The following is a 23,444-nucleotide window of genomic DNA, read 5'->3' as shown; positions in this document are numbered from 1 at the left end:
GGGACCAGAACATCACCTTGACCGGCCTTCGGCCTGACCGCGAGCCGCTCTCCCTTGCGTCACCCGAAGGAGTGATCACCGCGTGAGCACGCCGTTTCCTTTCACTGCTGTCGTAGGACAGGACGACCTTCGCCTCGCCCTGCTCCTTAACGCCGTCAGCCCTGCGGTCGGCGGAGTCCTGGTCCGGGGGGAGAAAGGCACCGCCAAGTCCACGGCCGTACGCGCTCTCTCCGCCCTGCTGCCGGAGGTAGACGTCGTCCCCGGCTGCCGTTTCTCCTGCGACCCGGCCTCTCCCGACCCCCAGTGTCCGGACGGGCCGCACGAGGCCGGCAACGGCACCTCGCGTCCGTCGCGCATGGTCGAACTCCCCGTCGGCGCCTCCGAGGACCGCCTGGTGGGCGCGCTCGACATCGAGCGGGCGCTCGCGGAGGGGGTCAAGGCCTTCGAGCCGGGCCTGCTGGCCGACGCGCACCGCGGCATCCTCTACGTCGACGAAGTGAACCTGCTGCACGATCACCTCGTCGACCTGCTGCTCGACGCCGCCGCCATGGGCGCCTCCTACGTGGAGCGCGAGGGTGTCTCCGTACGGCACGCCGCCCGCTTCCTGCTCGTCGGGACCATGAACCCCGAGGAGGGCGAGCTGCGGCCGCAACTCCTCGACCGGTTCGGGCTGACCGTGGAGGTCGCCGCGTCGCGCGAACCCGACCAGCGGGTCGAGGTCGTACGGCGGCGGCTGGCGTACGACGACGACCCGGACGGTTTCGCGGGGCGGTGGGCCGACGAGGAGGCCGCCGTACGGGCCCGGATCGTGGCGGCGCGGGAGCTGCTGCCCTCCGTACGGCTCGGCGACGGGGCGCTGCGGCAGATAGCGGCGACCTGTGCCGCGTTCGAGGTCGACGGCATGCGCGCCGACATCGTGATGGCGCGGACGGCGACGGCGCTGGCCGCGTGGGCGGGCCGGACGGACGTGCTCGCCGAGGACGTCCGGCAGGCCGCGCTGCTGGCGCTGCCGCACCGCAGGCGCCGGAACCCCTTTGACGCGCCCGGCCTCGACGAGGACAAGCTCGACGAGACGCTGGAGCAGTTCGGCGGGCAGGACGGGAACGACGGCGACGACGACCCGGACGGTCCTGGCGGTCCCGACGGAGGCGGCGGGCAGCCGCCTCAGGACGGCGGTCCCCAGGAAGACGGTCCCCAGGCGGGCGACGCCCCCGCCCAGCCCGAGGCCGCCGACGGCGGCGAGACCCGGCCATCCGGTGCCGGCGCGGGCGAGCAGTCCGCCGTACGGGCCGCCGAGCCGTTCCGTACGAAGGTGCTGAGCGTGCCCGGCATCGGTGAGGGTGCCGCCGGGCGGCGCTCGCGCGCGCGGACCGAGCACGGGCGGACCACCGGGGCCCGGCGGCCCCGGGGCACGCTCACCAAGCTGCACCTGGCGGCGACCGTGCAGGCCGCGGCGCCGCACCAGCGGGCGCGGGGCCGGTCGGGCCCGGGACTCGTCGTCCGGAGGGACGATCTGCGGCAGGCCGCGCGCGAAGGGCGCGAGGGCAATCTCGTGCTGTTCGTCGTGGACGCCTCCGGATCGATGGCGGCCCGGCAGCGGATGAGTGCCGTGAAGGGTGCCGTGCTGTCGCTGCTGCTGGACGCGTACCAGCGGCGGGACAAGGTGGGGCTGGTGACGTTCCGGGGGTCGGCCGCCGATGTGGCGCTGCCGCCGACCTCGTCCGTGGACGCGGCGGCGGCCCGGCTGGAGTCGCTGCCCACCGGTGGGCGGACGCCGCTCGCCGCCGGGCTGCTCAAGGCGCACGACGTGCTGCGGGTCGAGCGGCTGCGGGACGCGGCGCGCCGGCCGCTGGTCGTGGTCGTGACGGACGGGCGGGCCACCGGTGGCCCGGAGCCCGTCGCGCTGGCGGGGCGTGCGGCGCGGCTGTTCGCCGCCGAGGGTGTCGCGTCCGTGGTCGTGGACTGCGAGGCGGGGCCGGTGCGGCTGGGGCTCGCGGGGCAGCTCGCGGGTGAGCTGGGCGGTACGGCCGTGACGCTGGACGAGCTGCGGGCGGACTCGATCGCCGGGCTGGTCAGGGATGTTCAGGGCAGCAACAGGAGGGCCGCGTAATGCCGCAGGGGCAGCCGAGTGTCGTACCGGACGACGGTCTGACGACCCGTCAGCGCCGCAACCGTCCGCTCGTCGTCGTGCACACGGGCGTCGGCAAGGGCAAGTCGACCGCCGCCTTCGGGCTGGCGCTGCGCGCCTGGAACCAGGGGTGGCCGATCGGGGTGTTCCAGTTCGTCAAGTCGGCGAAGTGGAAGGTCGGCGAGGAGCGGGCGCTGCGGGTGCTCGGGGACTCCGGCGAGGGCGGGTCCGTCGCCTGGCACAAGATGGGCGAGGGCTGGTCCTGGGTCCAGCGGGACGCCCAGATGGACAACGAGGAGAAGGCCCGCGAGGGCTGGGAGCAGGTCAAGCGGGACCTGGCGGACGAGACGTACCGGCTGTACGTGCTCGACGAGTTCGCGTACCCGATGCACTGGGGCTGGGTCGACACGGACGAGGTCGTCGAGGTCCTGCGCAATCGGCCGGGGACCCAGCACGTCGTGATCACCGGGCGGAACGCGCCGGAGAAGCTCGTGGACTTCGCCGACCTCGTCACCGACATGTCGAAGGTCAAGCACCCGATGGACGTGGGCCAGAAGGGCCAGCGGGGCATCGAGTGGTGACCGGTGTGAATCCTGCGGCCGATGTGACCGGCGCGAGCGGCGCGAGCCGTTCCTGCCGGGTGCCCCGGCTCGTCGTCGCCGCGCCCTCGTCCGGCAGCGGGAAGACGACCGTGGCGACGGGGCTGATGGCGGCGTTCGCGGAGCGCGGTCTCGCCGTGTCCCCGCACAAGGTGGGACCCGACTACATCGACCCGGGCTACCACGCCCTCGCGACCGGCCGTCCCGGCCGCAACCTCGACGCGTACCTGTGCGGTACGGAACTGCTCGCGCCGCTCTTCGCGCACGGCGCGGCGGGCTGCGACCTGGCCGTGGTCGAGGGCGTGATGGGGCTGTTCGACGGGGCGGCGGGGCAGGGTGAGCTGGCCTCGACCGCCCAGGTGGCCAAGGCGCTGCGGGCTCCCGTGGTGCTGGTCGTGGACGCCTCGTCGCAGTCGCGGTCGGTGGCGGCGCTGGTGCACGGGTTCGCGTCGTTCGACCCGGAGGTGCGGATCGGCGGCGTCATCCTCAACAAGGTGGCCTCCGACCGGCACGAGGAGCTGCTGCGCGAGGCGCTCGACGAGTCGGGCGTGGCGGTGCTGGGCGTGCTGCGCCGCGACGGGCAAGTGCGCACGCCGTCGCGGCACCTGGGCCTCGTCCCGGTCGCCGAACGGCACGCGGACGCCGTCGAGTCGGTGCGGGCGCTGGCGGATCGGGTACGGGCGGGCTGCGACCTGGACGCACTGCTGGCCCTGGCCCGTACCGCTCCCCCGCTGGACACGGCCCCCTGGGAGCCGGAGCTCGCTGCCATGACCGGGAATCACCGTCCCGTCGTGGCCGTGGCGTCGGGCCCCGCGTTCACGTTCTCGTACGCCGAGCACGGGGAGCTGCTGACGGCCGCGGGCGCCGAGGTGGTGCCCTTCGATCCGCTGCGGGACGAGAAGCTGCCGGAGGACACGCGGGGGCTGGTCGTCGGGGGCGGGTTCCCCGAGGTGTACGCGCCGGAGCTGTCCGCCAACGAGCCGCTGCGGGAGCAGATCGCCGCGCTGGCGCGGTCCGGGGCGCCCGTGGCCGCCGAGTGCGCCGGGCTGCTGTATCTGGCCCGGTCGCTGGACAGACGGCCGATGTGCGGGGTGCTGGACGCGGACGCGCGGATGTCGGAGCGGCTGACGCTGGGCTACCGGGAGGCGGTGGCCGTGAGCGACAGCGCGCTGGCCGCGGCCGGCACGCGCGTGCGCGGCCACGAGTTCCACCGGACGGTGCTGGAGCCCGGCGCGGGCTCCCCGCCCGCGTGGGGGCTGACCCGTCCGGTACGCCGGGCGGAGGGTTTCCTGGGCGGCGTGGACGGCAGCGTGCACGCGTCCTATCTGCATGTGCACTGGGCCGCCGAGCCGTCCATGGCGCGGCGGCTGGTCGAGTACGCCGGAAGGGGCGCACAGTGAGCAGCACGTTTCCGCTGGACCACCTGGTCTTCGCCACGCCCGACCTCGCCCGCACCGTCGAGGAGGTGGCCGAGCTGACCGGCGTCCGCCCGGTCGAGGGCGGCAGCCATCCCGGGCTCGGCACCCGCAACTACCTGCTCGGCACCGGGAACGGCGGCTATCTGGAGATCGTCGGGCCCGACGAGGGGCAGCCCGCCCCGGACGGCCCGCGCTGGTTCGGCATCGACGCGCTCACCGGGCCGCGCCTGGTCCACTGGGCCGTCCGCGTGCCGGACATCGACGCGCGCGTGGCCGGTGCCCGGGAGCGCGGCTACGACCCGGGCGAGCCGGTCGCCATGGCACGTGCCACTCCGGAGGGCGGCACGATCTCCTGGCGGCTGACGATGCCGCTGCCGCACGGTCATGACCGGGGCGGGGACGGGCTGGTGCCCTTCCTGCTCGACTGGGGGACGACCGTCCACCCGTCGGAGCGGGGACTGCCGGTGCTGCCGCTGCTGGCGTTCACGGCGCGCCACCCCGAGCCGGACCGGGTCGCGGACGAACTGGCGGCGCTCGGCGCCGGGCTGGAGATCTTCCGGGGGACGGTGCCGGCGCTCACCGCCGTGCTGGACGGCAGGCACGGTCCGGTCACCTTCGGCGACGGAATCACCTCCGCCGACGCAACCACGCCCCCTCACGGGCACGAACGAGGAGTCACCACATCATGACGACGGAACATCGCCTCATCGGGGTCGGCGTGGGCCCGGGCGATCCCGAGCTGGTGACCGTGAAGGGCGTCAACGCGCTGCGCGAGGCCGCGGTCGTCGTCGTGCCCGTGATGGACACGCTGGAGCGGGGCCGCGCCGAGGCGACGGTGCTGCACTACGTGCCCGCCGAGAAGGTCGTACGGGTCGTCTTCGCGCTGAACGAGCGGACCGACCGGGCACGCCGCGAGGCGGCCTGGGACGCGGCGGGCGAGCGGGTGGCCGGGCTGCTGCGCGAGCACGGCACGGTGGCGTTCGCGACCATCGGCGACCCGAACGTCTACTCGACCTTCACCTATCTCGCGCAGACGGTGGCGGAGTCGGTGCCGGAGCTGGCGGTGGAGACGGTGCCGGGCATCACCGCCATGCAGGACCTGGCGGCACGCAGCGGCGCGGTGCTGACGGAGGGCACCGAGCCCCTGACGCTGGTGCCGGTGACGGCGGGTTCCGCCGTGCTGAAGGAGGCCCTGGAGGGTCCCGGCACGGTGGTGGCGTACAAGTTCGGGCGGCTCGCGGGCGAGGTGGCGACGGCGCTGCGGGAGACGGGGCGTACGCGGGACGCGGTGTGGGGTTCGGCGCTGGGGCTGCCGGAGGAGTCGATCCGGCCGGCGGCCGAGCTCGAGGACGCCCCGCTGCCGTACCTGTCCACGCTGATCGCGCCCGCGCGGCGCGACGACGGGCGCGGGGGCAAGCTCTGACGGCCGCTCCGGCCCCTCCGGCCGCTCCGCACCCCACTCCCGGCAGTACCCGCAGTATCCGAACCACCACCTGACCTTCCGTACGAGAGGACCGATTCCCCATGGCCGATGCCCCCACCGGCAAGGTGACCTTCGTCGGTGCCGGCCCCGGCGCCGCCGACCTGCTGACGTTCCGTGCCGCCCGCGCCATCGCGGCGGCGGACGTCGTGATCTGGGCGGCCAGCCTGGTCCAGGCGGAGGTCCTCGACCACGCGCGTGAGGACGCCGAGATCCTGGACTCCGCGGCCATGTCCCTGGAGGACGTCGTCGCCGTCTACCGGCGGGCCCACGAGGAGGGCCTGAAGGTCGCCCGCATCCACTCCGGCGACCCGGCGCTGTGGGGCGGTACGCAGGAGCAGCTCGACCGGTGCGCCGAGATCGGCATCGCGACCGAGGTCGTGCCGGGGGTGTCCTCCTTCTCCGCCGTGGCGGCGCTCGCCCAGCGGGAGCTGACGATCCCCGAGGTCGCGCAGTCCGTGGTGCTCACCCGGCTCGGCGGCGGCAAGACGCCCATGCCGCCCGGCGAGGAGGTACGGGAGTTCGCCAAGCACGGCACGACGATGGCGGTGTTCCTGTCGGCCGCGCGCAGCGGTCAGCTGGTGCGGGAGTTGCTGGAGGGCGGCTATCCGACGAGCACGCCCGTCGTCGTCGCGTACCAGGCGACCTGGCCCGAGGAACTGGTCGTGAAGTGCACGATCGGCACCCTGGAGGAGACCGTCAAGGAGCACAAGCTGTGGAAGCACACGCTGTTCCTGGTCGGCCCGGCCCTCGACGCGCACGGCACGCGCTCGCACCTGTACCACCCGGGTCACTTCCACGGGTACCGGAAGGCCGACCCCCAGGCCCGCAAGGCCCTGCGCGAGGAACGGGCGCGGGAACGGAGCACCCAGGCGTGATCACCGTCATCGGTACGGGCACGGGGGCGCCCCTCACGCCGGACGCCCGGGAGGCGCTGGCGGGGGCGGCGCTCGTCGTGGGCGCCCGGCGGCACCTGGATGCGGCCGGACTGCCGGACACCGTGGCACGCATCGTTCTCGGCCCGCTGGCGCCCGCGCTGGACGCGATCGGGGAGCACCTCGCCAAGCACGGCGGGAACGCGGACGAGCCGGACGGTCCGGTCGTCGTCCTCGCCTCCGGCGACCCCGGGTTCTTCGGGATCGTACGGGCGCTCGCCGAGCGGTTCGGGCCGCGGCGCCTGGACGTACGGCCGGGGGTGTCGTCCGTCGCGACCGCGTTCGCGCGGCTCGGGCTGACCTGGGACGACGCCGTGGTGGTCAGCGCGCACGGACGCGACCCGCGCACCGCTCTGAACGTGTGCCGGGCCCGCCCGAAGGTCGCCGTGCTCACCGGGCCGGGCGCCGGGCCCGCCGAACTGGGCGCGGGGCTGCGGGCCAGCCGGCGCGTGCTGGTGGTGGCGTCCGCGCTCGGCGATCCGGCGCGCGAGCGGCTGGAACGGGTGACGCCGGCCGAGGCCGCGGCCCGGGACTGGGGCGACGCGGTGAACGTCGTGCTGTGCCTGGACGAGGAGCGGCCGTCCGTGAGCGCCCCCGCGCGGACCGTGGCCGGAGCGCCGCCCGGGCCCGCCGGCTGGGCACTGGACGAGGACGCGTTCGCGCACCGCGACTCGATGATCACCAAGTTCGAGGTGCGGGCGCTGGCTCTGGCCCGGCTGGGGCCGCGCCTGGGCGACCTCGTGTGGGACGTGGGCGCGGGATCCGGATCGGTGGCCGTGGAGTGCGCGCGGCTCGGCGCCGCCGCCGTCGCGGTGGAGAAGACCCGGGACGGTGTGGAGCGCATCAACGCCAACGCCGCCGCACATGGTGTCGACGTCCATGTGGTGCACGGGGCGGCACCGACGGTGCTGTCCGATCTGGACGACCCTGACGCGGTGTTCATCGGCGGCGGGGGCCGGGAGCTGCCCGCCATCGTCACCGCGTGCGCGCGGCGCGCCCGGCGGACCGTGGTGGTCGCCGTGGCCGCGCTGGACCGGGTGCCGGCGGCGCGGGACGCGCTCGTGGCGGCCGGGTTCGGCTGTGACGGTGTGCTGCTCCAGTCGTCCCGGCTCGCGCCGCTGCCCGGGGACGTCACCCGGCTCGCGGCAACCAATCCCGTTTTCCTGCTGTGGGGCGAGAGGCCCCCGGCACGTACGACACCTGTGACACATACGGAAGTTGAAGGAGTAGTCCAGTGATCGGCCTGATTTCCGCCACCGCGGCGGGCGCGGCGGCCCGTGACCGGCTGGCCGCGGCGTGGCCGGAGCGCACGCGCGTGTACGACGGACCCGTGGGGGACGCCGTGCGGCGGGCGTTCGGGGAGTGCGACCGGCTGGTGTGCTTCCTCGCGACCGGGGCGGTGGTCCGGCTGGTCGCGCCGCTGCTGGGCGACAAGACGTCCGACCCGGGTGTGGTGTGCGTGGACGAGGCCGGGCGGTTCGCCGTGTCCCTCGTCGGCGGGCACGGCGGCGGTGCCAACGCGCTCGCCCGCGAGGTGGCCGAGGTGCTGGGCGCCGAGCCGGTGGTGACGACGGCGACGGACGCCGTGGACCTGCCGGGCCTCGACACCCTCGGCCTCCCGGTGGAGGGCGATGTCGCCGGGGTGACGCGGGCCCTGCTGGACGGGGAGCCGGTGGCGCTGGAGACGGAGGTGAGCTGGCCGCTGCCGCCGCTGCCGGTGACGGACGGCGGACCGTACGCGCACGTCATCCGGCTGACGGACCGTCTCGCCGGTCCTGCCCCCGCCGGACGCGAGGTGCTGCTGCGCCCGCCGACCCTGGTCGTCGGGGTGGGCGCCTCCAAGGACGCGCCCGCGGACGAGGTCCTCGGTCTCGTCGAGGGCGCCCTGCGGGACGCGGGCCTGTCCGTCCACAGCGTCGCCGAGCTCGCGACCGTGGACGCGAAGGCGGACGAGCCCGGCATCGTGGCGGCGGCCGAACGGCTCGGGGTGCCTCTGGTCACGTACGGCGCGGAGGAACTCGCGCGCGTGAGCGTGCCGAACCCGTCCGACGCGCCGCTCGCCGCCGTCGGCACGCCGTCCGTGGCGGAGGCCGCCGCCCTGGCCCGTGGCGGCGAACTCCTCGTCCCCAAGCGGAAGTCGGAGCGCCCGGACGGCCGTCCCGCCATGGCGACCTGCGCCGTCGTACGGCGTCCCGGGCGCGGCCGGCTCGCCGTCGTCGGGCTCGGCCCCGGCGCCCGCGACCTGCTCACCCCGCGCGCGACGGCGGAACTGCGGCGCGCGTCCGTGCTCGTCGGCCTGGACCAGTACGTCGACCAGATCCGCGACCTGCTGCGCCCCGGCACCCGGATCCTCGAGTCCGGCCTCGGCGCCGAGGAGGAGCGGGCGCGCACGGCGGTCGCCGAGGCGCGGAAGGGGCACGCGGTGGCCCTGATCGGCAGCGGTGACGCGGGCGTGTACGCGATGGCGTCGCCCGCGCTGGCCGAGGCGTCCGACGACATCGACGTGGTCGGTGTCCCGGGGGTCACGGCGGCGCTCGCGGCCGGGGCGATCCTCGGCGCACCCCTGGGCCACGACCACGTGTCGATCAGCCTGTCCGACCTGCACACGCCGTGGGAGGTCATCGAGCGGCGGGTGCGGGCGGCAGCCGAGGCCGACATCGTGGTCACCTTCTACAACCCGCGCAGCCGGGGCCGTGACTGGCAGCTGCCCAAGGCGCTGGCGATCCTCGCGGAGCACCGGGAGCCGACGACGCCCGTGGGTGTCGTACGGAACGCGTCCCGCGCGGACGAGTCCAGCCGTCTGACGACGCTGGCCGCCCTGGACCCGGCGACCGTCGACATGATGACCGTGGTGACCGTCGGCAACACCGCGACCCGCGAGATCGCGGGCCGCATGGTCACGCCGCGCGGTTACCGCTGGCAGGAGGAGGCCAAGTGAGCGCGACGCCCCCCGCACACCCCGCGTCCCCGGCGGACCGGATCGTCCACCCCATCGAGCAGGAGTCCTTCCGGCGGCTGCGCGCCCGCCTGGACACCTCGCACTTCCCGCCGCTGACCAGGGCGGTGGTGGAGCGGGTGATCCACTCGGCCGCCGATCTCGAGTACGCGACCGACCTCGTCATGGCCGAGGCCGACCTGGAGAAGGCGCACGCCGCGCTGCACTCCGGGGCGCCGGTGGTCGTGGACGTGGAGATGGTCGCGGCCGGGATCACCCGCCGGGAGACCGTCTGCCGGCTGAAGGAGGCCAAGTCCGGTCCCGGGCTGACGCGTTCCGCGCACGCCGTCCGGCTGGCGTACGAACAGGTCGGCCCCGGCGCGCTCTGGGTGATCGGCTGCGCGCCGACCGCCCTGGAGGAGCTGCTGACCCTCGACGCCTCCCCCGCGCTCGTCATCGGCCTGCCCGTCGGCTTCGTCGGCGCGGCCGAGTCCAAGGCCGCGCTCCGCGAGAGCGGGCTGCCCGCCGTCAGCAACGTGTCCGAGAAGGGCGGTTCGGCTGTCGCCGCGGCCGCGCTGAACGCCCTGCTGTACCACCCCACCACTTCCGCTGTGCCTGAGGAGAAACCGTGACCACCCCGCCCCCCGCCCTGCTCATCGCCGGCCACGGCACCCGGGACGACGCGGGCGCCGAGGCGTTCCGCTCCTTCGTACGGGAGCTGGGGCGCCGGAACCCCGGCCTGCCCGTCGCGGGCGGGTTCATCGAGCTGTCCCCGCCGCCGCTGGGCGAGGCCGTGACCGAGCTGGTGGAGCAGGGGGTGCGCCGGTTCGCCGCCGTACCGCTGATGCTGGTGTCCGCCGGGCACGCCAAGGGGGACATCCCGGCGGCGCTGGCCCGCGAGAAGGAGCGCCACCCCGGGATCTCGTACACCTACGGGCGCCCGCTCGGCCCGCACCCGGCGCTGCTGAACGTGCTGGAGCGGCGGCTGGACGAGGCGCTCGGCGACGACCCGGGCGACCGGTCCGAGGTGACCGTGCTGCTGGTCGGGCGCGGGTCCACCGACCCGGACGCCAACGCCGAGGTGCACAAGGCGGCGCGGCTGCTGTGGGAGGGCCGCGACTACGCGGGCGTGGAGACGGCGTTCGTGTCGCTGGCGGCGCCGGACGTGCCGAGCGGCCTGGACCGGTGCGCGAAGCTGGGCGCGAAGCGGATCGTCGTCCTCCCCTACTTCCTCTTCACCGGCATCCTCCCGGACCGGGTGCGGCAGCAGACGGAGGACTGGGCGGCCGCGCACCCGGAGACGGAGGTGCGGTCGGCGGACGTCATCGGTCCGGAGCCGGAGCTGCTGGACCTGGTGATGGAGCGCTACCGGGAGGCCGTCAAGGGCGATCTGCGCATGAACTGCGACTCGTGCGTGTACCGGATCGCGCTGCCGGGCTTCGAGGACAAGGTCGGCCTGCCGCAGCAGCCGCACTTCCACCCTGACGACGACGGCGAGCACGGTCACGGTCACGGCCCTCACGGTCACTCGCACGGCCACGGTCACGGGCACGGGCACCACGGCGGGCACGCCCACTCCCATGCACACTGAGCACGACCTCCGGCATCACGGTGACGCCGAGGTCCGGGACGACGGGGCCGCCCTCACGGATCTTGCGGTGAACGTCCGTACGGGCACGCCTCCCGCGTGGCTGCGGGAGCGGATAGCGGACTCCCTTCCCGGGCTCGCCGCCTACCCCGACGGGCGGGCCGCGCGGGCCGCGGTGGCGGCGCGGCACGGGCTGCCCGTGGAGCGGGTGCTGCTGACCGCGGGCGCCGCCGAGGCGTTCGTGCTGCTGGCCCGCGCGCTGAAGGTGCGCCGGCCGGTGGTCGTGCACCCGCAGTTCACGGAGCCGGAGGCGGCGCTGCGGGACGCCGGGCACACGGTCGGCCGGGTGCTGCTGCGCGCGGAGGACGGTTTCCGGCTGGATCCAGCGGCCGTGTCCGAGGGCGCGGACCTGGTGGTGATCGGCAACCCGACCAACCCGACGTCGGTGCTGCACCCGGCGGAGATGATCGCGTCCCTGGCCCGCCCGGGTCGCACGCTGGTCGTCGACGAGGCGTTCATGGACGCGGTGCCGGGCGAGCGGGAGGCACTGGCCGGCCGTACGGACGTGCCCGGACTGGTGGTCCTGCGCAGTCTGACCAAGACGTGGGGGCTGGCCGGGCTGCGCATCGGGTACGTCCTCGCGGCGCCGGACACGATCGCGGACCTCGAACGGGCCCAGCCGCTGTGGCCGGTGTCGACGCCGGCCCTCGCGGCGGCGGAGGCGTGTGTGTCGCCGCGGGCGCTGGCGGAGGCGGAGGAGGCGGCCCGCCGGATCGCGGCGGACCGTGCGCATCTGGTGGCGGGACTCCGCCGGTTCGCCCCCGCCGGACTGCGCGTGGCCGAACCGGCGGAGGGACCCTTCGTACTGATCCGCCTGCCGGATGCGGCGGGGGTACGGCACCGGTTGCGCGGCCTGGGCTTCGCCGTGCGCCGAGGGGACACGTTCCCCGGGCTCGGCGACGAGTGGCTGCGGCTGGCGGTGCGGGACCGGGGGACGGTGGACCGGTTCTTGGGGGCACTGGGCAGGGCGCTGCCCTAGAGCGCCGGACGGGCTGAGATCAGCCCGTCCGGCGCCTGAGGACGAGACCGTCCAGGCCGACAGCGGGGGTCTGGGGGGCGGCAGCCCCCGGTCGGTTCCCGGGTGGACTCCCGGTCAGTTCCCGGTGAGCCCCCCGTCAGTCCCGATCAGCCCCGGGAACGGCGCGCCAGCGCCACCGCTCCTCCGCCCGCCGCGAGCAGCGCAACCGCGCCGCCCGCGATGTACGGCGTCATGGAGCTGCCGCCCGTCTCCGCGAGGTCGGCCGCCCCGGACGCCTCGCCCTGGGGCTCGTCGCCGCCCGCCTGATCGGCACCGGCCTGCTGGTCCGCGGCGGACAGCTGCCCCGCGCCGGACTTCTGCTCGGCGCCGGACTGCTGCTCGTCACCGGGCGCGCCGCCCGGCTTCTCTGTCTCTCCGCCGGCTCCGTCGTCCGGCCGCGAGCCACCCGAGCCGTCATCCGGCCCCTCGGCACCGACCCCGGCCCCGCCGGCGGCCGCCGGCGCCTCACAGGTGGCTTCCGCGAGCGTCACCGTGCCGTCGACCTTGGCCACGTTCAGCTTCCGCGGCTCGACGGACACCTTGAGTTCGAGCGCCGTTGCGGCAGCCGTGTGCGTGGTGGTGTCCGTCCGCGACAGGTCGAGCCGGACCGTACCGACCCCTTCCACCTCGACCTCGGTCGTGCCGGCGGCCGTCAGCGTGACCTTCTTGCCGAGCACCGTCACCGTTCCGAGCACATTGGCCGAGGCGACGGGTTCCTTGCCCGTCTCGCAGACCGCCTTGGAGGTCACCTTCTCGACCTCGATCAGCGACAGCAGCGGCAGCCCCGGCACATGCACCTTCGCTTTCACGAGGGTGACGGCCCCTTCGGCCCGCTGTTCGGTGACCGCCGCCTTCGCGGAGGCGACGTCCGCGCGCGCCACCGTGAACGGCTTGCCGTGGTGGACGCCCTTCAGCTCCGCGGTGAGCAGGGTCTTCTCGGCGCTCTGCGGGGCGTGTACCTCGTTGAGCGTGACCGCGAGCGGCACCTCCGCGGTCTTGTCGAGCAGGGCGACGTCCAGTCCCGTACGGAGCACGGTGGCGCCGGCGCTGCCGTGGCCGCCGGTCGCGTGGGCCGTGCCCGCGCCGGCCAGGACGGCGGGACCGGCGGCCAGCGCGGTGGCCGCCGCGGTGACGGCTATGCGGCGTGCGGTCATGCGGAAGGAGTTGCTGTTCACGATGGAGGGACCTCACAGAAGACCAAGAGACCGATGGGAACACGCTGCTCCGACGGACGTTCCGGGCACGGGGAACCACAGACAGACACAGACAGGGACCCGTGGGGAACGCCGGCGGCGGCGGCGGTTCGTGAATCCTGGCGGACGGAGGGTGAAGAAGCATCAACCTGGCGAGACTTCACCCGCAAGGGTGGTTTCCGCACATGGCTGAACGATGGGCGCACGCTCCTTCGAGTCCCGGAGCACAGGCGTCACACCGGCCCGGGCGCCCGGGTACGGGGTCTAGCCGACGACCTTCCCGTTCAGCACCACCCGCCGCGGCGCCCCCAGCACGCGTACGTCCGCCCGCGGATCCGCCTCGTACACGACCAGGTCCGCGGGCGCCCCCTCGTCGAGCCCGGGGCGGCCGAGCCAGCGCCGCGCAGCCCACGTCGTCGCCGACAGGGCCTCGACCGGGGGGATGCCCGCGGTCACCAGTTCGGCGACCTCCCCGGCCACCAGTCCGTGCGCCAGCCCGCCGCCGGCGTCGGTGCCGACGTACACGGGGACCCCGGCGTCGTACGCGGCCCGCACGGTGTCGTGACGGCGTTCGTGCAGTCGGCGCATATGTGCGGACCAGCGCGGGAACCGCGCCTCGCCGCCGTCCGCGAGCCGCGGGAACGTCGCGATGTTGACGAGGGTGGGGACGATCGCCACGCCCCGCTCGGCGAAGAGCGGGACGGTGTCCTCCGTCAGGCCCGTCGCGTGCTCGACACAGTCGATGCCCGCCTCCACCAGGTCGCGCAGGGAGTCCTCGGCGAAGCAGTGGGCCGTGACGCGGGCGCCGAGGCGGTGGGCCTCCGCGATCGCCGCCCGGGCGGCGTCCCGTGGCCAGCACGCCGCCAGGTCGCCGAGGTCGCGGTCGATCCAGTCGCCCACCAGCTTCACCCAGCCGTCGCCGCGCCGGGCCTCCCGGGCTACGTACGCGACCAGGTCGTCCGGCTCGATCTCGTGGGCGTAGTTGCGGATGTAGCGGCGGGTGCGGGCGATGTGCCGGCCCGCTCGGACGATCTTCGGCAGGTCGTCGCGGTCGTCGATCCAGCGGGTGTCGGACGGGGAGCCCGCGTCCCGCAGGAGCAGCGCGCCCGCCTCGCGCTCGGTGAGGGCCTGCTTCTCCGAGACGTCGTCGGGCACGGGGCCGTGGGCGTCCAGTCCGACGTGGCAGTGCGCGTCGACCAGGCCGGGCAGGACCCAGCCCTCGACGGTACGGACGTCACGGGCGCCGGCGGGACGCTCGTACGAGATCCTGCCGCCGACGACCCACAGTTCGTCCCGGACGTCCTCGGGCCCGACGAGCACCCGCCCCTTCACCCGCAGCACCGCGCGATCGCTCATGCACGGCACCTTAGTTGGGCCGTCGCCCGCCTCGTCCGGCCGGTCGCCCCGCGCGCGGACCTCGTCCCAGGAGGAGCTCCGAGGGCCGCCGGATAACCTCTTACCGGTACTGCGCGTACCGCCCACCATCGGTATCCACCGGTATCCACGAGCGAAGAGAGCACCACCGTGACGCACCCCTTCCTGGATCTGCCGCCGCTGAGCGCGGCGCGCTTCGCCTCGATCGAGGACCGCGTGGCGCGGCTGCTCGGCACCCGGCAGGACGTGGTGATCACCCAGGGCGAGGCCCTGCTGCCGCTGGAGGGCGCCATCCGCGGGGCCGCGGGCCCGGGCACCACCGCACTGAACGTGATCACCGGGCCGTACGGGCAGACCTTCGGCGACTGGCTGCGCGACTGCGGGGCCACGGTGATCGATGTGTCCGTGCCGTTCCACACCGCGGTCACGGCGGAGCGGATCCGGGAGGCGCTCGCCGCGCACCCGTCGGTCGACTTCGTGTCGCTGGTGCACGCGGAGGCGGCGACCGGCAACACCAACCCGGTCGCGGAGATCGGCGCGGTGGTCCGGGAGCACGGCGCGCTCTTCTACCTGGACGCGGTCGCCTCGGTCGGGGCGGAGCCGGTGCTGCCGGACGCGTGGGGCGTGGACCTGTGCGTGATCGGGGCGCAGAAGGCGATGGGCGGTCCCGCGGGGGTGTCGGCCATCTCGGTGAGCGAGCGGGCGTGGGCGCGCATGGCGGCCAACCCGCGGGCGCCGCGCCGCTCGTACCTGTCCCTGCTGGACTGGAAGGAGCGGTGGATCGACGGCGGCCGCCGTGCCCTGCTGCACGCCCCGGCACAGCTGGAGATGCTCGCGCTGGAGGCGTGCCTGGAGCGGATCGAGGCCGAGGGGCTGGACGCGGTGATGGCCCGGCACGCGGCCGCGGCGCGGGCGACCCGCGCGGGCGTGCTCGCCCTCGGCGGGGGCCTGGAGCCGTACGTGCACGAGGCCACGGAGGCCGCGCCGGTCGCCACGACGCTGCGCACGCCGGACGGTGTCGTCGCCTCGGAGCTGGTCGCGCGGGCCCTGGAGTCGGACCCCGCGCTGCCGCTGGCCGCGGGCGGGGGCGCGCTGGCGAAGGAGATGATCCGGGTCAACCACTACGGTCCCGACGCCACGCCGGGCGCCGTCCAGTCGAGTCTGGCGGCACTGGGCGCGGCGCTGGCCGAGCGGGGACTGGACGTGGACCTTCTCGGTGCGCGGCGGGCGGCGGAGCGGGCCTGGGGGTAGCGGTTCGCCGCCGTCGCGGGCGGGGGTGCGGGCCGGGACGGTGGCCCGAGGGACTGAGGACCGAGCGGGCAGCGCGATGCTGCGCGTGCGCACATGCCCGCCGCCGCACCTCACACCGCCGCACTCACACCTCACACGGCCATAGCCACGGCCACGGCCACGGCCACGGCGGGCCTCGTACGGGATCGCGGCTCGGCTGGACCACCGGCGCGGGACCCGGCTTCCACTCCACCATTGCCGCTATTGCCGCCATTGCCGCCATTGACAGCGGCGCAGCCTTTCCGCAGTATCCCTCCCCTTGTCCACGCGGATTGATTCAGCGCAGCTTCCCGTGCTCTTCTGCCCGCTTTCCTCAAGCCTAAACGCGAAGATTCCGAGAACACCCGGCGAAGTAATTCGGGTGGATTCCATGGTGATTACAGCTGTGTGATCGATTCCACAGCGCGCCCCTTTTCGCCGGTATTTTCCGGGCAAAATGGCACCTTCCATCGCCCTGTCGCGCGGCCACACACGCCCGCGCGATAACACACACAAGCCCCATCCGTAACCCCGACTCACGGTGCAATTTCAACTTTCGCTGGGTAAGTTGAATTCGCATGACAGCCGCTCAAGCAGACCTGCCAGAACTGCCCGCGGAATTCCTGGAAATGCCGGAGGGGCTCCGGATCGACCGTCCTGACGTGGCGGACGGCGCCGCCCTGTGGCGTCTCGCCAGGGACTCCAAGACCCTCGACCTGAACTCCTCCTACAGCTATCTCCTGTGGTGCCGTGACTTCGCCGGCACCTCGGTGGTGGCCCGGGACGCGGACGGACGGCCCGTCGGCTTCGTCACCGGCTACCTCCGCCCCGAGGCCCCGCAGACCCTCCTGGTGTGGCAGGTCACCGTCGACCCGGCGCACCGGGGCCGCGGTCTCGCCGGGGCGCTGCTGGACGGGCTGACCGCCCAGGTCGCCCGGCAGCACCCGCTGACCACCCTGGAAACCACGATCACCCCGGGCAACACCGCCTCGGAGCGTCTGTTCGCCTCGTACGCCACCCGCCACGGGGCGCGTGTCGAGCGCGAGGTGCTGTTCGCGGCGGACCGGTTCCCGGACGGCCCGCACGAACCCGAGGTCCTGCACCGCATCGGCCCGCTGTCCCGCTGAGCGGCCCGGCCGACAAGCCAGACCCCCTTGCCGACCACCACGCCCCAAGGAGCGATCTCGCCGTGACCATCACCCAGCCCGACCTCAGCGTCTTCGAAACCCTGGAGTCGGAGGTGCGCAGCTACTGCCGCGGCTGGCCCACCGTCTTCGACCGTGCGCACGGCAGCCGCATGTACGACGAGGACGGCCACGAGTACCTCGACTTCTTCGCCGGTGCCGGATCACTCAACTACGGCCACAACAACCCCGTACTCAAACGAGCCCTGGTCGACTACCTCCTCCGCGACGGCGTCACCCACGGACTCGACATGTCGACCACCGCCAAACGCAGCTTCCTGGAGTCGTTCCAGAACTACGTGCTGCGGCCGCGCGACCTGCCGTACAAGGTCATGTTCCCGGGCCCGACCGGCACCAACGCCGTGGAGTCGGCGCTGAAGCTGGCGCGGAAGGTGAAGGGGCGCGAGGCCATCGTGTCGTTCACCAACGCCTTCCACGGGATGTCGCTGGGCTCGCTCGCCGTGACCGGCAACGCCTTCAAGCGGGCCGGCGCCGGCATTCCGCTGGTGCACGGCACGCCGATGCCGTTCGACAACTACTTCGACGGCCGGGTCCCGGACTTCCTCTGGTTCGAGCGCATCCTGGAGGACCAGGGCTCCGGCCTCAACAAGCCCGCCGCCGTGATCGTCGAGACCGTGCAGGGCGAGGGCGGCATCAACGTCGCCCGGCCCGAGTGGCTGCGCGCCCTGCGGGAGCTGTGCGACCGGCAGGACATGCTGCTGATCGTCGACGACATCCAGATGGGCTGCGGCCGTACCGGTGCCTTCTTCTCCTTCGAGGAGGCCGGGATCGTGCCGGACATCGTCACCGTCTCCAAGTCGATCAGCGGCTACGGCCTGCCCATGTCGCTGTGCCTGTTCAGGCCCGAGCTGGACGTGTGGGAGCCGGGCGAGCACAACGGCACCTTCCGCGGCAACAACCCCGCCTTCGTCACGGCGACCGCCGCGCTGGAGGCGTACTGGGCCGACGGGTCGGCGATGGAGAAGCAGACCCGCGCCCGCGGCGAGCAGGTCGAGCAGCACCTGATCTCCATCACCGAGGAGAACCTCGCCGACATCAAGGAGTACCGGGGCCGCGGCCTGGTGTGGGGCCTGGAGTTCCACGACAAGGGGCGGGCGTCGCGTGTCGCGCATCGTGCCTTCGAACTCGGGCTGCTGATCGAGACTTCGGGCCCCGAGGGCGAGGTCGTCAAGCTGCTCCCCGCCCTCACCGTCACGCCCGACGAGCTGGACGAGGGCATGACGACCCTCGCCCGCGCGGTCCGCGAGACCGTCTGAAACACCCGCGACACCCGAGATATCCAAAACACCCGCGACACCCGCGACACCTCAAGGAGGCGGAGGAAACACCGTGATCGTCCGTTCGTTCAAGGAGATCGAGGACACCGACCGGCATGTGCGGGCCGCGTCCGGCACCTGGGAGAGCAAGCGCATCCTGCTCGCCAAGGACAAGGTCGGCTTCTCGCTGCACGAGACCGTCCTGTACGCGGGCACGGAGACGTCGATGTGGTACGCCAACCACATCGAGGCCGTCGTCTGCGTGGAGGGCGAGGCCGAACTGACCGACCGCGACACCGGGCAGACGTACACCATCACGCCCGGCACCATGTACTGCCTGAACGAGCACGACAGGCACACGCTGCGGGTCAAGAAGGACTTCCGCTGCATCTGCGTCTTCAACCCGCCCGTGACCGGCCGCGAGGACCACGACGAGAACGGCGTCTACCCGCTGCTCACCGAGCCCGAGCCCGAGGAGGTGTGATCCCCATGACCACGACCACGCACACGACCACCACCGCGACGGACACCGCCCCGGGCGTCACCGACCTCTACCCCACCCGCGGCGCCACCGAGGTCGCCACCCCCCGCCAGGACCCGGTCGTCTGGGGCGCCCCCGACGCGCCCGGCCCGATCGAGCCGGCCGGCCTGCACGCGTTCGAGCGTGACGGTTTCCTCGCCGTCGACCAGCTCATTACCGAGGACGAGGTGGCCGTCTACCGGCAGGAGCTGGACCGGCTCGTGACCGACCCGGCGATCCGCGCCGACGAGCGCTCGATCGTCGAGCCGCGGTCCCAGGAGATCCGGTCGGTCTTCGAGGTGCACAGGATCAGCGAGGTCTTCGCCCGGCTGGTGCGCGACGAGCGCGTCGTGGGGCGGGCGCGGCAGATCCTCGGCTCGGACGTGTACGTCCACCAGTCGCGGATCAACGTCAAGCCGGGCTTCGGCGCCTCCGGCTTCTACTGGCACTCGGACTTCGAGACCTGGCACGCCGAGGACGGTCTGCCGAACATGCGCACGGTGTCCGTGTCGATCGCGCTGACCGAGAACTTCGACACCAACGGCGGACTCATGATCATGCCGGGGTCGCACAAGACGTTCCTCGGCTGTGCGGGGGAGACACCGAAGGACAACTACAAGAAGTCGCTCCAGATGCAGGACGCGGGCACGCCGTCCGACGAGGCGCTCACCGCCATGGCCTCCGACCACGGCATCAAGCTGTTCACGGGCAAGGCGGGTTCGGCGACCTGGTTCGACTGCAACTGCATGCACGGCTCCGGCGACAACATCACGCCGTTCCCGCGCAGCAATGTCTTCATCGTGTTCAACAGCGTGGAGAACACGGCGGTGGAGCCGTTCGCGGCGCCGGTGCGGCGGCCGGACTTCATCGGGGCGCGGGACTTCACCCCGGTGCGCTGACGTACGTCTTCCGTACTTGCCGTACCGGCCGCATCGACGGGCCGGGCACCCTGCCAGGGGTGCCCGGCCCGCGGGCGTCAGCCGGATCAGCCGGACAGGACGTCGAGGAGCCGGTCGACGTCCGCGGGAGTGTTGTACAGGTGGAAGGCCGCCCGCAGGTGGCCCGCGCGGTCGGAGACCTCGACTCCGGCCCGGCTCAGTTCGGGCTGCCGGTGGCCGAGTCCGGGCACCGAGACGACGGGCGAGCCGGGTGCCGGGACGGGTTCGTGGCCGAGCGCGCCGAGGCCCGCGACGAAGCGCTCGGCGAGCGCCAGGTCGTGCCGCCGGATGTTCTCCACGCCCAGGGCCTCGACGACCTCCAGGGAGCGGCGCGCACCCGCGTACGAGAAGAGGGCGGGGCTCTCGTCGAACCTGCGCGCGGAGTGGGCGAGCTCCTGGACGGGTCCGTAGCAGCTGTCCCACGGGTGCTCCCCCGCGACCCAGCTCGCGAAGACGGGCGTGAGTCCGCCGAAGTCCTCCGGGACGACGAGGAAGGCCGCGCCGCGTGGGCAGACGAGCCACTTGAAGGCGACGGACGAGACGAAGTCGTACGCGCCGGCGTCCAGGGGCAGCCAGCCGGCGGCCTGGGACGCGTCGATGTACGTGCGCGCCCCGTGCGTGCGCGCCGCCTCGCGGATCGCGGCCAGGTCGGCGATCCGGCCGTCGGCGGACTGGGCGGCGCTGACCGCGACGAGCGCCGTGCCGGGGCGCACCGACTCGGCGATCCGCTCCAGCGGCACGGTGCGCACCTTCAGGTCGCCGCGCACGTGGAAGGGGTTCACGGTGGAGGCGAAGTCCGCGTCGGCGGTGAGGACTTCGGCGCCCGCGGGCAGGGAGGCGGCGATCACCCCGGTGTAGACGGCGACCGAGGCGCCGGCCGCGACGCGGCGCTCGGAGACGCCCACGATCCGGGCGAAGGCGGAGCGGGACGCCTCCACGTCGGCGAACATGTCGGTGGGCCGGCCGACCGCGGCCGACTCCACGGCCACCCTCATGGCCTGCACCGTGCGGGCCGGGAGCAGCCCGGTGCTGGCGGTGTTGAGGTAGGTGGTCTTCGGGCCGAACTCGGCGCGGACGAGGCTCTCGAAGGTCTCCATGGGCTCCATGGGACCACTCTGGAGTCTACTGAACGCGTCGTCCATCGAGAATCATCGCGGACATGCCCATCGGAACACCCGTGTACGGAAACGGTGCCGCGGGAAACCACAACTCCGACACCGGTCCGACATCCCGCTCCGCTCCTGCCGCCCCGGCCGAGTGTCCTGGCCGGGACGGCAGTCGTGGTGTTGACGGAGTGGCTGGCAGGCTAGCTAAGGGTTCGGAAGTTGAGCCAGCCGGTGTTGCCCACGACAGTGGGGGCTTTCAGGCCACTGGCGGTGAGGCCGGGGTAGAACTTCAGTTCGGCGCCGGTTTCGGGGCTGCTGGCCCACAGATCTGGCTGGCCGTCATGGTCGGCGTCGCCGCCGGAGGCGAGCAGGGGATGGATGGTGCTCTTCCAACCGGTGGCCTGGATGGTCAGGTGCGTGGAGCCAGCTCCAAGGCCTTCACCGTTGGGCCCAGTGCCCGGATACAGACGAAGGTCGCCGGCAGTACGGTTGCGTGCGACCAGGTCGACGCGGCCGTCTCCGTCGACGTCGCCAGGAGCGGCGAGGTCGTAGTCGGACCAGCTGCCGTCACCGATGAGAACCGGTTCACGGCTGCTGTCGAGGTAGTAGTCCGGTGAGCCGAAGTAGAGCCAGAGCAGATCGCCCTCCTTGACCAGGAGGTCAGGGTGGCCGGGGATGTCTGGGGTGCCGTCGTCGTCGACGTCGAGGGGGCCGTCGACGTCGCCGATGGCGAGAAGCTGCTGGGCGCCGGACCAGTGGTTGTTGGCCGGGTCGAAGACGCCGAGCAAGTGGCGCTTATCGGTGCACGCCGCGGAAGCCCCGTCCGTGGTCTCGCCATGGCTGGTGCAGGCGTAGCCCAGACCGTTGTTGGGGTAGAGGTAGAGGTCCTTCGCGCCGTTCGTTCCCTGAGCGGCGATCAGGTCCTCGTAACCGTCGCCGGTCCAGTCGCCCCGGTGGGTGATGGAGGCACCGTCGAAGCTGGTGGAGCCTGCGGTCGTGTAGGGGGCGAACTTCCCGTTGCCCTGTCCGGGGTAAAGACGCAGCGAACCGTCGGTGCGTACGCCGTAGATGTCGGGGTGGGTATCGCCGTTGAGGTCGCCCGGGGCGTCCGGGGTGCCAGGGCTGTTCGCGTAGAACATGTAAGTGCCGCGGTCAGACTTGTTGCCGGCCTGGTCGATGCTGCGGACGAACAGGGCGTGGCTGCCCGCGGCGAGCGGGGTGATCTTGACGGTGGCCGAGCCGCCTATAGAACCGGCGGTGACGGTGCGCACGGTGGAGTCCCAGTCGGTCCAGTACTCGTACGCGGTGACGTCGGTCACGCCGCCGCTGGAGATGGTGAAGGTGCCCTCAGTGCGGGCCTTGCCGGTGCTGGCGGGCCAGCCATCGCTGCCGTCGGGGAACTGGCTGGAGGTGACGGTGGGCGGGGTGCTGGCGCGGTCGGCGTCGAAGACGAAGCGGCAGCCGGAGGCGCTCAGAGGGGGATTCCAGTCGCTGGCGAGCGTGCCGTCGTCGGCCTTGACCTTCCAGGAGAAGTTGCCGGAGGCGGTGGCGGCGTGCTCGGCGAGCAGCGCCTTGGGAACCTTGACCTTGGCAATCGTGCCGGAGGTGACCGAGACGGACTCGTCCAGGATGACTCCGTCATCGCCATGGCCGGTGGGCCACAGGCGGAAGACGGCCTTGACGGTCCCGCCATCGGGATCGGACACCTTGGCCCGCAGGTAGAAGTCGGTGTTGCCGATGTACTGGTAGGGGGCCCGGTCACCGCAGCCGTACTCGTTGTTGGTGGAGACCGGGTAGGTGTCCAGGCCGCTGGGAACGTTCGGCCGGGTGTTGTAGGTGGTGGACAGAGTGGCAGTCTTGGCGTCGAACTTCTTCCAGCCATAGACGTCGGACTCGCTGGCGGCGGCGAGTTCGAGGGTGATGGTGTCCCACTCGTTCGCGGCCGCGTCCTTGGCGCCCTTGGTGACGTCGAACGCAAGGTTACCGGCCGGACAGGAGGAGCTCCAGCCCTTGGCGTCGGTGACGGTGTCCATCTGCTCGCGGCGGGTGGGCCGGTCGTTCCATGTGGTGGACGAGCCGATGGGGTCGGTGCGCCATAGCTCGACGGGCTTGGCGGTGCACGACCAGGACCAGGTGTTCTTGATCCGGAAGGTCGAGCGGGAGACCACCTTGTCGGTGTTCCACAGGTTGGCGGTGCGCATCCGAAAGTAGGAGCGCGCCAGCCCGTTGGTCATGTTCTCGTAGCCGGCGCGGGCGGTGGAGGTGCCGTAGCTGCCGTCAGAGTTCCGCCAGCCGTTGCCGTTGTAGAACGAGCTGTCGGGATACTTCTTGTAGGCGATGGCCCAGGCGTAGCGGGAACCAGACACCGACGGGTCGATGTAGACGGGGTAACGGGTGCCCTCGCCCGTGAGCAGGCCCGCGT

20 protein-coding genes are annotated in these 23,444 nt (G+C 73.1%); 16 read left to right on the top strand and 4 right to left on the bottom strand.

The window, feature by feature from the left end:
• Positions 1–82 precede the first annotated feature (82 nt).
• The 11 genes from IE242_RS31105 (at position 83) to cobC (ending at position 12,122) form a co-directional block, all read left to right on the top strand.
• Entirely contained in the window at positions 83–2,110 is a 2,028-nt protein-coding gene (locus IE242_RS31105; protein WP_189865251.1) for a putative cobaltochelatase, read from the top strand.
• Complete coding sequence (cobO, locus tag IE242_RS31100) at positions 2,110–2,709, top strand: cob(I)yrinic acid a,c-diamide adenosyltransferase (RefSeq protein WP_189865249.1); 600 nt, start codon at positions 2,110–2,112, stop codon at positions 2,707–2,709. The genes IE242_RS31105 and cobO overlap by 1 nt, the downstream gene beginning before the upstream one ends.
• A 5-nt stretch (positions 2,710–2,714) precedes the next feature.
• Positions 2,715–4,127 (top strand): cobyrinic acid a,c-diamide synthase CobB, encoded by a 1,413-nt coding sequence (locus IE242_RS31095; protein WP_229859671.1) that lies wholly within the window; start codon positions 2,715–2,717, stop codon positions 4,125–4,127.
• Complete coding sequence (locus IE242_RS31090; RefSeq protein ID WP_189865247.1) at positions 4,124–4,834, top strand: VOC family protein; 711 nt, start codon at positions 4,124–4,126, stop codon at positions 4,832–4,834. Before IE242_RS31095 ends, IE242_RS31090 begins: the two co-directional genes overlap by 4 nt.
• Positions 4,831–5,568 (top strand): precorrin-2 C(20)-methyltransferase, encoded by a 738-nt coding sequence (gene cobI, locus IE242_RS31085; protein WP_030578286.1) that lies wholly within the window; start codon positions 4,831–4,833, stop codon positions 5,566–5,568. Before IE242_RS31090 ends, cobI begins: the two co-directional genes overlap by 4 nt.
• 101 nt (positions 5,569–5,669) lie before the next feature.
• Entirely contained in the window at positions 5,670–6,503 is an 834-nt protein-coding gene (gene cobM / locus IE242_RS31080) for a precorrin-4 C(11)-methyltransferase (RefSeq protein WP_189865245.1), read from the top strand.
• On the top strand, positions 6,500–7,798 hold the full coding sequence (gene cbiE / locus IE242_RS31075) for a precorrin-6y C5,15-methyltransferase (decarboxylating) subunit CbiE (RefSeq protein WP_189865243.1): 1,299 nt from the start codon (positions 6,500–6,502) through the stop codon (positions 7,796–7,798). The genes cobM and cbiE overlap by 4 nt, the downstream gene beginning before the upstream one ends.
• The gene (gene cobJ / locus IE242_RS31070) at positions 7,795–9,498 is read left to right on the top strand and encodes a precorrin-3B C(17)-methyltransferase (RefSeq protein ID WP_189865241.1); all 1,704 of its coding nucleotides are present in this window, start codon (positions 7,795–7,797) and stop codon (positions 9,496–9,498) included. Before cbiE ends, cobJ begins: the two co-directional genes overlap by 4 nt.
• Entirely contained in the window at positions 9,495–10,127 is a 633-nt protein-coding gene (locus IE242_RS31065) for a precorrin-8X methylmutase (RefSeq protein WP_189865240.1), read from the top strand. The genes cobJ and IE242_RS31065 overlap by 4 nt, the downstream gene beginning before the upstream one ends.
• The gene (locus tag IE242_RS31060; protein ID WP_189865238.1) at positions 10,124–11,086 is read left to right on the top strand and encodes a sirohydrochlorin chelatase; all 963 of its coding nucleotides are present in this window, start codon (positions 10,124–10,126) and stop codon (positions 11,084–11,086) included. Before IE242_RS31065 ends, IE242_RS31060 begins: the two co-directional genes overlap by 4 nt.
• Complete coding sequence (gene cobC, locus IE242_RS31055; protein WP_229859670.1) at positions 11,076–12,122, top strand: Rv2231c family histidinol phosphate aminotransferase CobC; 1,047 nt, start codon at positions 11,076–11,078, stop codon at positions 12,120–12,122. The genes IE242_RS31060 and cobC overlap by 11 nt, the downstream gene beginning before the upstream one ends.
• A 146-nt stretch (positions 12,123–12,268) precedes the next feature.
• Here the strand turns inward: cobC and IE242_RS31050 are convergent, their stop codons facing one another.
• A complete protein-coding gene (locus tag IE242_RS31050) occupies positions 12,269–13,336 on the bottom strand; it encodes an SCO1860 family LAETG-anchored protein (protein ID WP_189865236.1) in 1,068 nt (355 codons plus the stop codon).
• 282 nt (positions 13,337–13,618) lie between these two features.
• Positions 13,619–14,710, bottom strand: a complete 1,092-nt coding sequence (locus IE242_RS31045; protein WP_189865234.1) for an amidohydrolase family protein — start codon at positions 14,708–14,710, stop codon at positions 13,619–13,621.
• A 168-nt stretch (positions 14,711–14,878) separates the two neighbouring features.
• Here IE242_RS31045 and IE242_RS31040 point away from each other — a divergent pair, with 168 nt between their 5' ends.
• The 5 genes from IE242_RS31040 to thpD all read left to right on the top strand — a co-directional run bounded on the left by IE242_RS31040 (position 14,879) and on the right by thpD (position 19,877).
• Positions 14,879–15,979 carry a pyridoxal-phosphate-dependent aminotransferase family protein gene (locus IE242_RS31040; RefSeq protein ID WP_189865225.1) on the top strand — a complete coding sequence of 367 codons (1,101 nt, stop codon included), beginning with the start codon at positions 14,879–14,881 and terminating at the stop codon, positions 15,977–15,979.
• A 596-nt stretch (positions 15,980–16,575) separates the two neighbouring features.
• A complete protein-coding gene (ectA, locus tag IE242_RS31035; RefSeq protein ID WP_189865223.1) occupies positions 16,576–17,124 on the top strand; it encodes a diaminobutyrate acetyltransferase in 549 nt (182 codons plus the stop codon).
• A 62-nt stretch (positions 17,125–17,186) separates the two neighbouring features.
• A complete protein-coding gene (gene ectB / locus IE242_RS31030) occupies positions 17,187–18,458 on the top strand; it encodes a diaminobutyrate--2-oxoglutarate transaminase (RefSeq protein WP_189865221.1) in 1,272 nt (423 codons plus the stop codon).
• A gap of 73 nt (positions 18,459–18,531) precedes the next feature.
• Complete coding sequence (locus tag IE242_RS31025) at positions 18,532–18,942, top strand: ectoine synthase (protein ID WP_189865219.1); 411 nt, start codon at positions 18,532–18,534, stop codon at positions 18,940–18,942.
• Between the two features lie 5 nt (positions 18,943–18,947).
• On the top strand, positions 18,948–19,877 hold the full coding sequence (thpD, locus tag IE242_RS31020; protein ID WP_189865217.1) for an ectoine hydroxylase: 930 nt from the start codon (positions 18,948–18,950) through the stop codon (positions 19,875–19,877).
• An 86-nt stretch (positions 19,878–19,963) separates the two neighbouring features.
• Here thpD and IE242_RS31015 read toward each other — a convergent pair whose 3' ends face one another.
• Both IE242_RS31015 and IE242_RS31010 read right to left on the bottom strand, forming a co-directional pair.
• Positions 19,964–21,013 carry an aminotransferase class V-fold PLP-dependent enzyme gene (locus tag IE242_RS31015; protein ID WP_189865412.1) on the bottom strand — a complete coding sequence of 350 codons (1,050 nt, stop codon included), beginning with the start codon at positions 21,011–21,013 and terminating at the stop codon, positions 19,964–19,966.
• A 209-nt stretch (positions 21,014–21,222) separates the two neighbouring features.
• A partial coding sequence (locus IE242_RS31010) for an FG-GAP-like repeat-containing protein (RefSeq protein ID WP_189865215.1) occupies positions 21,223–23,444 on the bottom strand: 2,222 nt, incomplete at its 5' end.

The sequence above is a fragment of the Streptomyces poonensis genome (genome assembly GCF_014650915.1).
Lineage (GTDB): Bacteria > Actinomycetota > Actinomycetes > Streptomycetales > Streptomycetaceae > Streptomyces > Streptomyces poonensis.
The sequence above is the reverse complement of the archived record's forward strand: the minus strand, read 5'-3'. Positions and strand labels throughout refer to the sequence as shown.

Excerpts from the sequence above, each read along its gene's own strand:
- cobO (WP_189865249.1), top strand. The coding sequence starts at position 2,110 with ATGCCGCAGGGGCAGCCGAGTGTCGTACCGGACGACGGTCTGACGACC.
- cobI (WP_030578286.1), top strand. The coding sequence starts at position 4,831 with ATGACGACGGAACATCGCCTCATCGGGGTCGGCGTGGGCCCGGGCGAT.
- cobM (WP_189865245.1), top strand. The coding sequence starts at position 5,670 with ATGGCCGATGCCCCCACCGGCAAGGTGACCTTCGTCGGTGCCGGCCCC.
- cobC (WP_229859670.1), top strand. The coding sequence starts at position 11,076 with ATGCACACTGAGCACGACCTCCGGCATCACGGTGACGCCGAGGTCCGG.
- IE242_RS31045 (WP_189865234.1), bottom strand. The coding sequence starts at position 14,710 with ATGAGCGATCGCGCGGTGCTGCGGGTGAAGGGGCGGGTGCTCGTCGGG.
- ectA (WP_189865223.1), top strand. The coding sequence starts at position 16,576 with ATGACAGCCGCTCAAGCAGACCTGCCAGAACTGCCCGCGGAATTCCTG.
- thpD (WP_189865217.1), top strand. The coding sequence starts at position 18,948 with ATGACCACGACCACGCACACGACCACCACCGCGACGGACACCGCCCCG.
- IE242_RS31015 (WP_189865412.1), bottom strand. The coding sequence starts at position 21,013 with ATGGAGACCTTCGAGAGCCTCGTCCGCGCCGAGTTCGGCCCGAAGACC.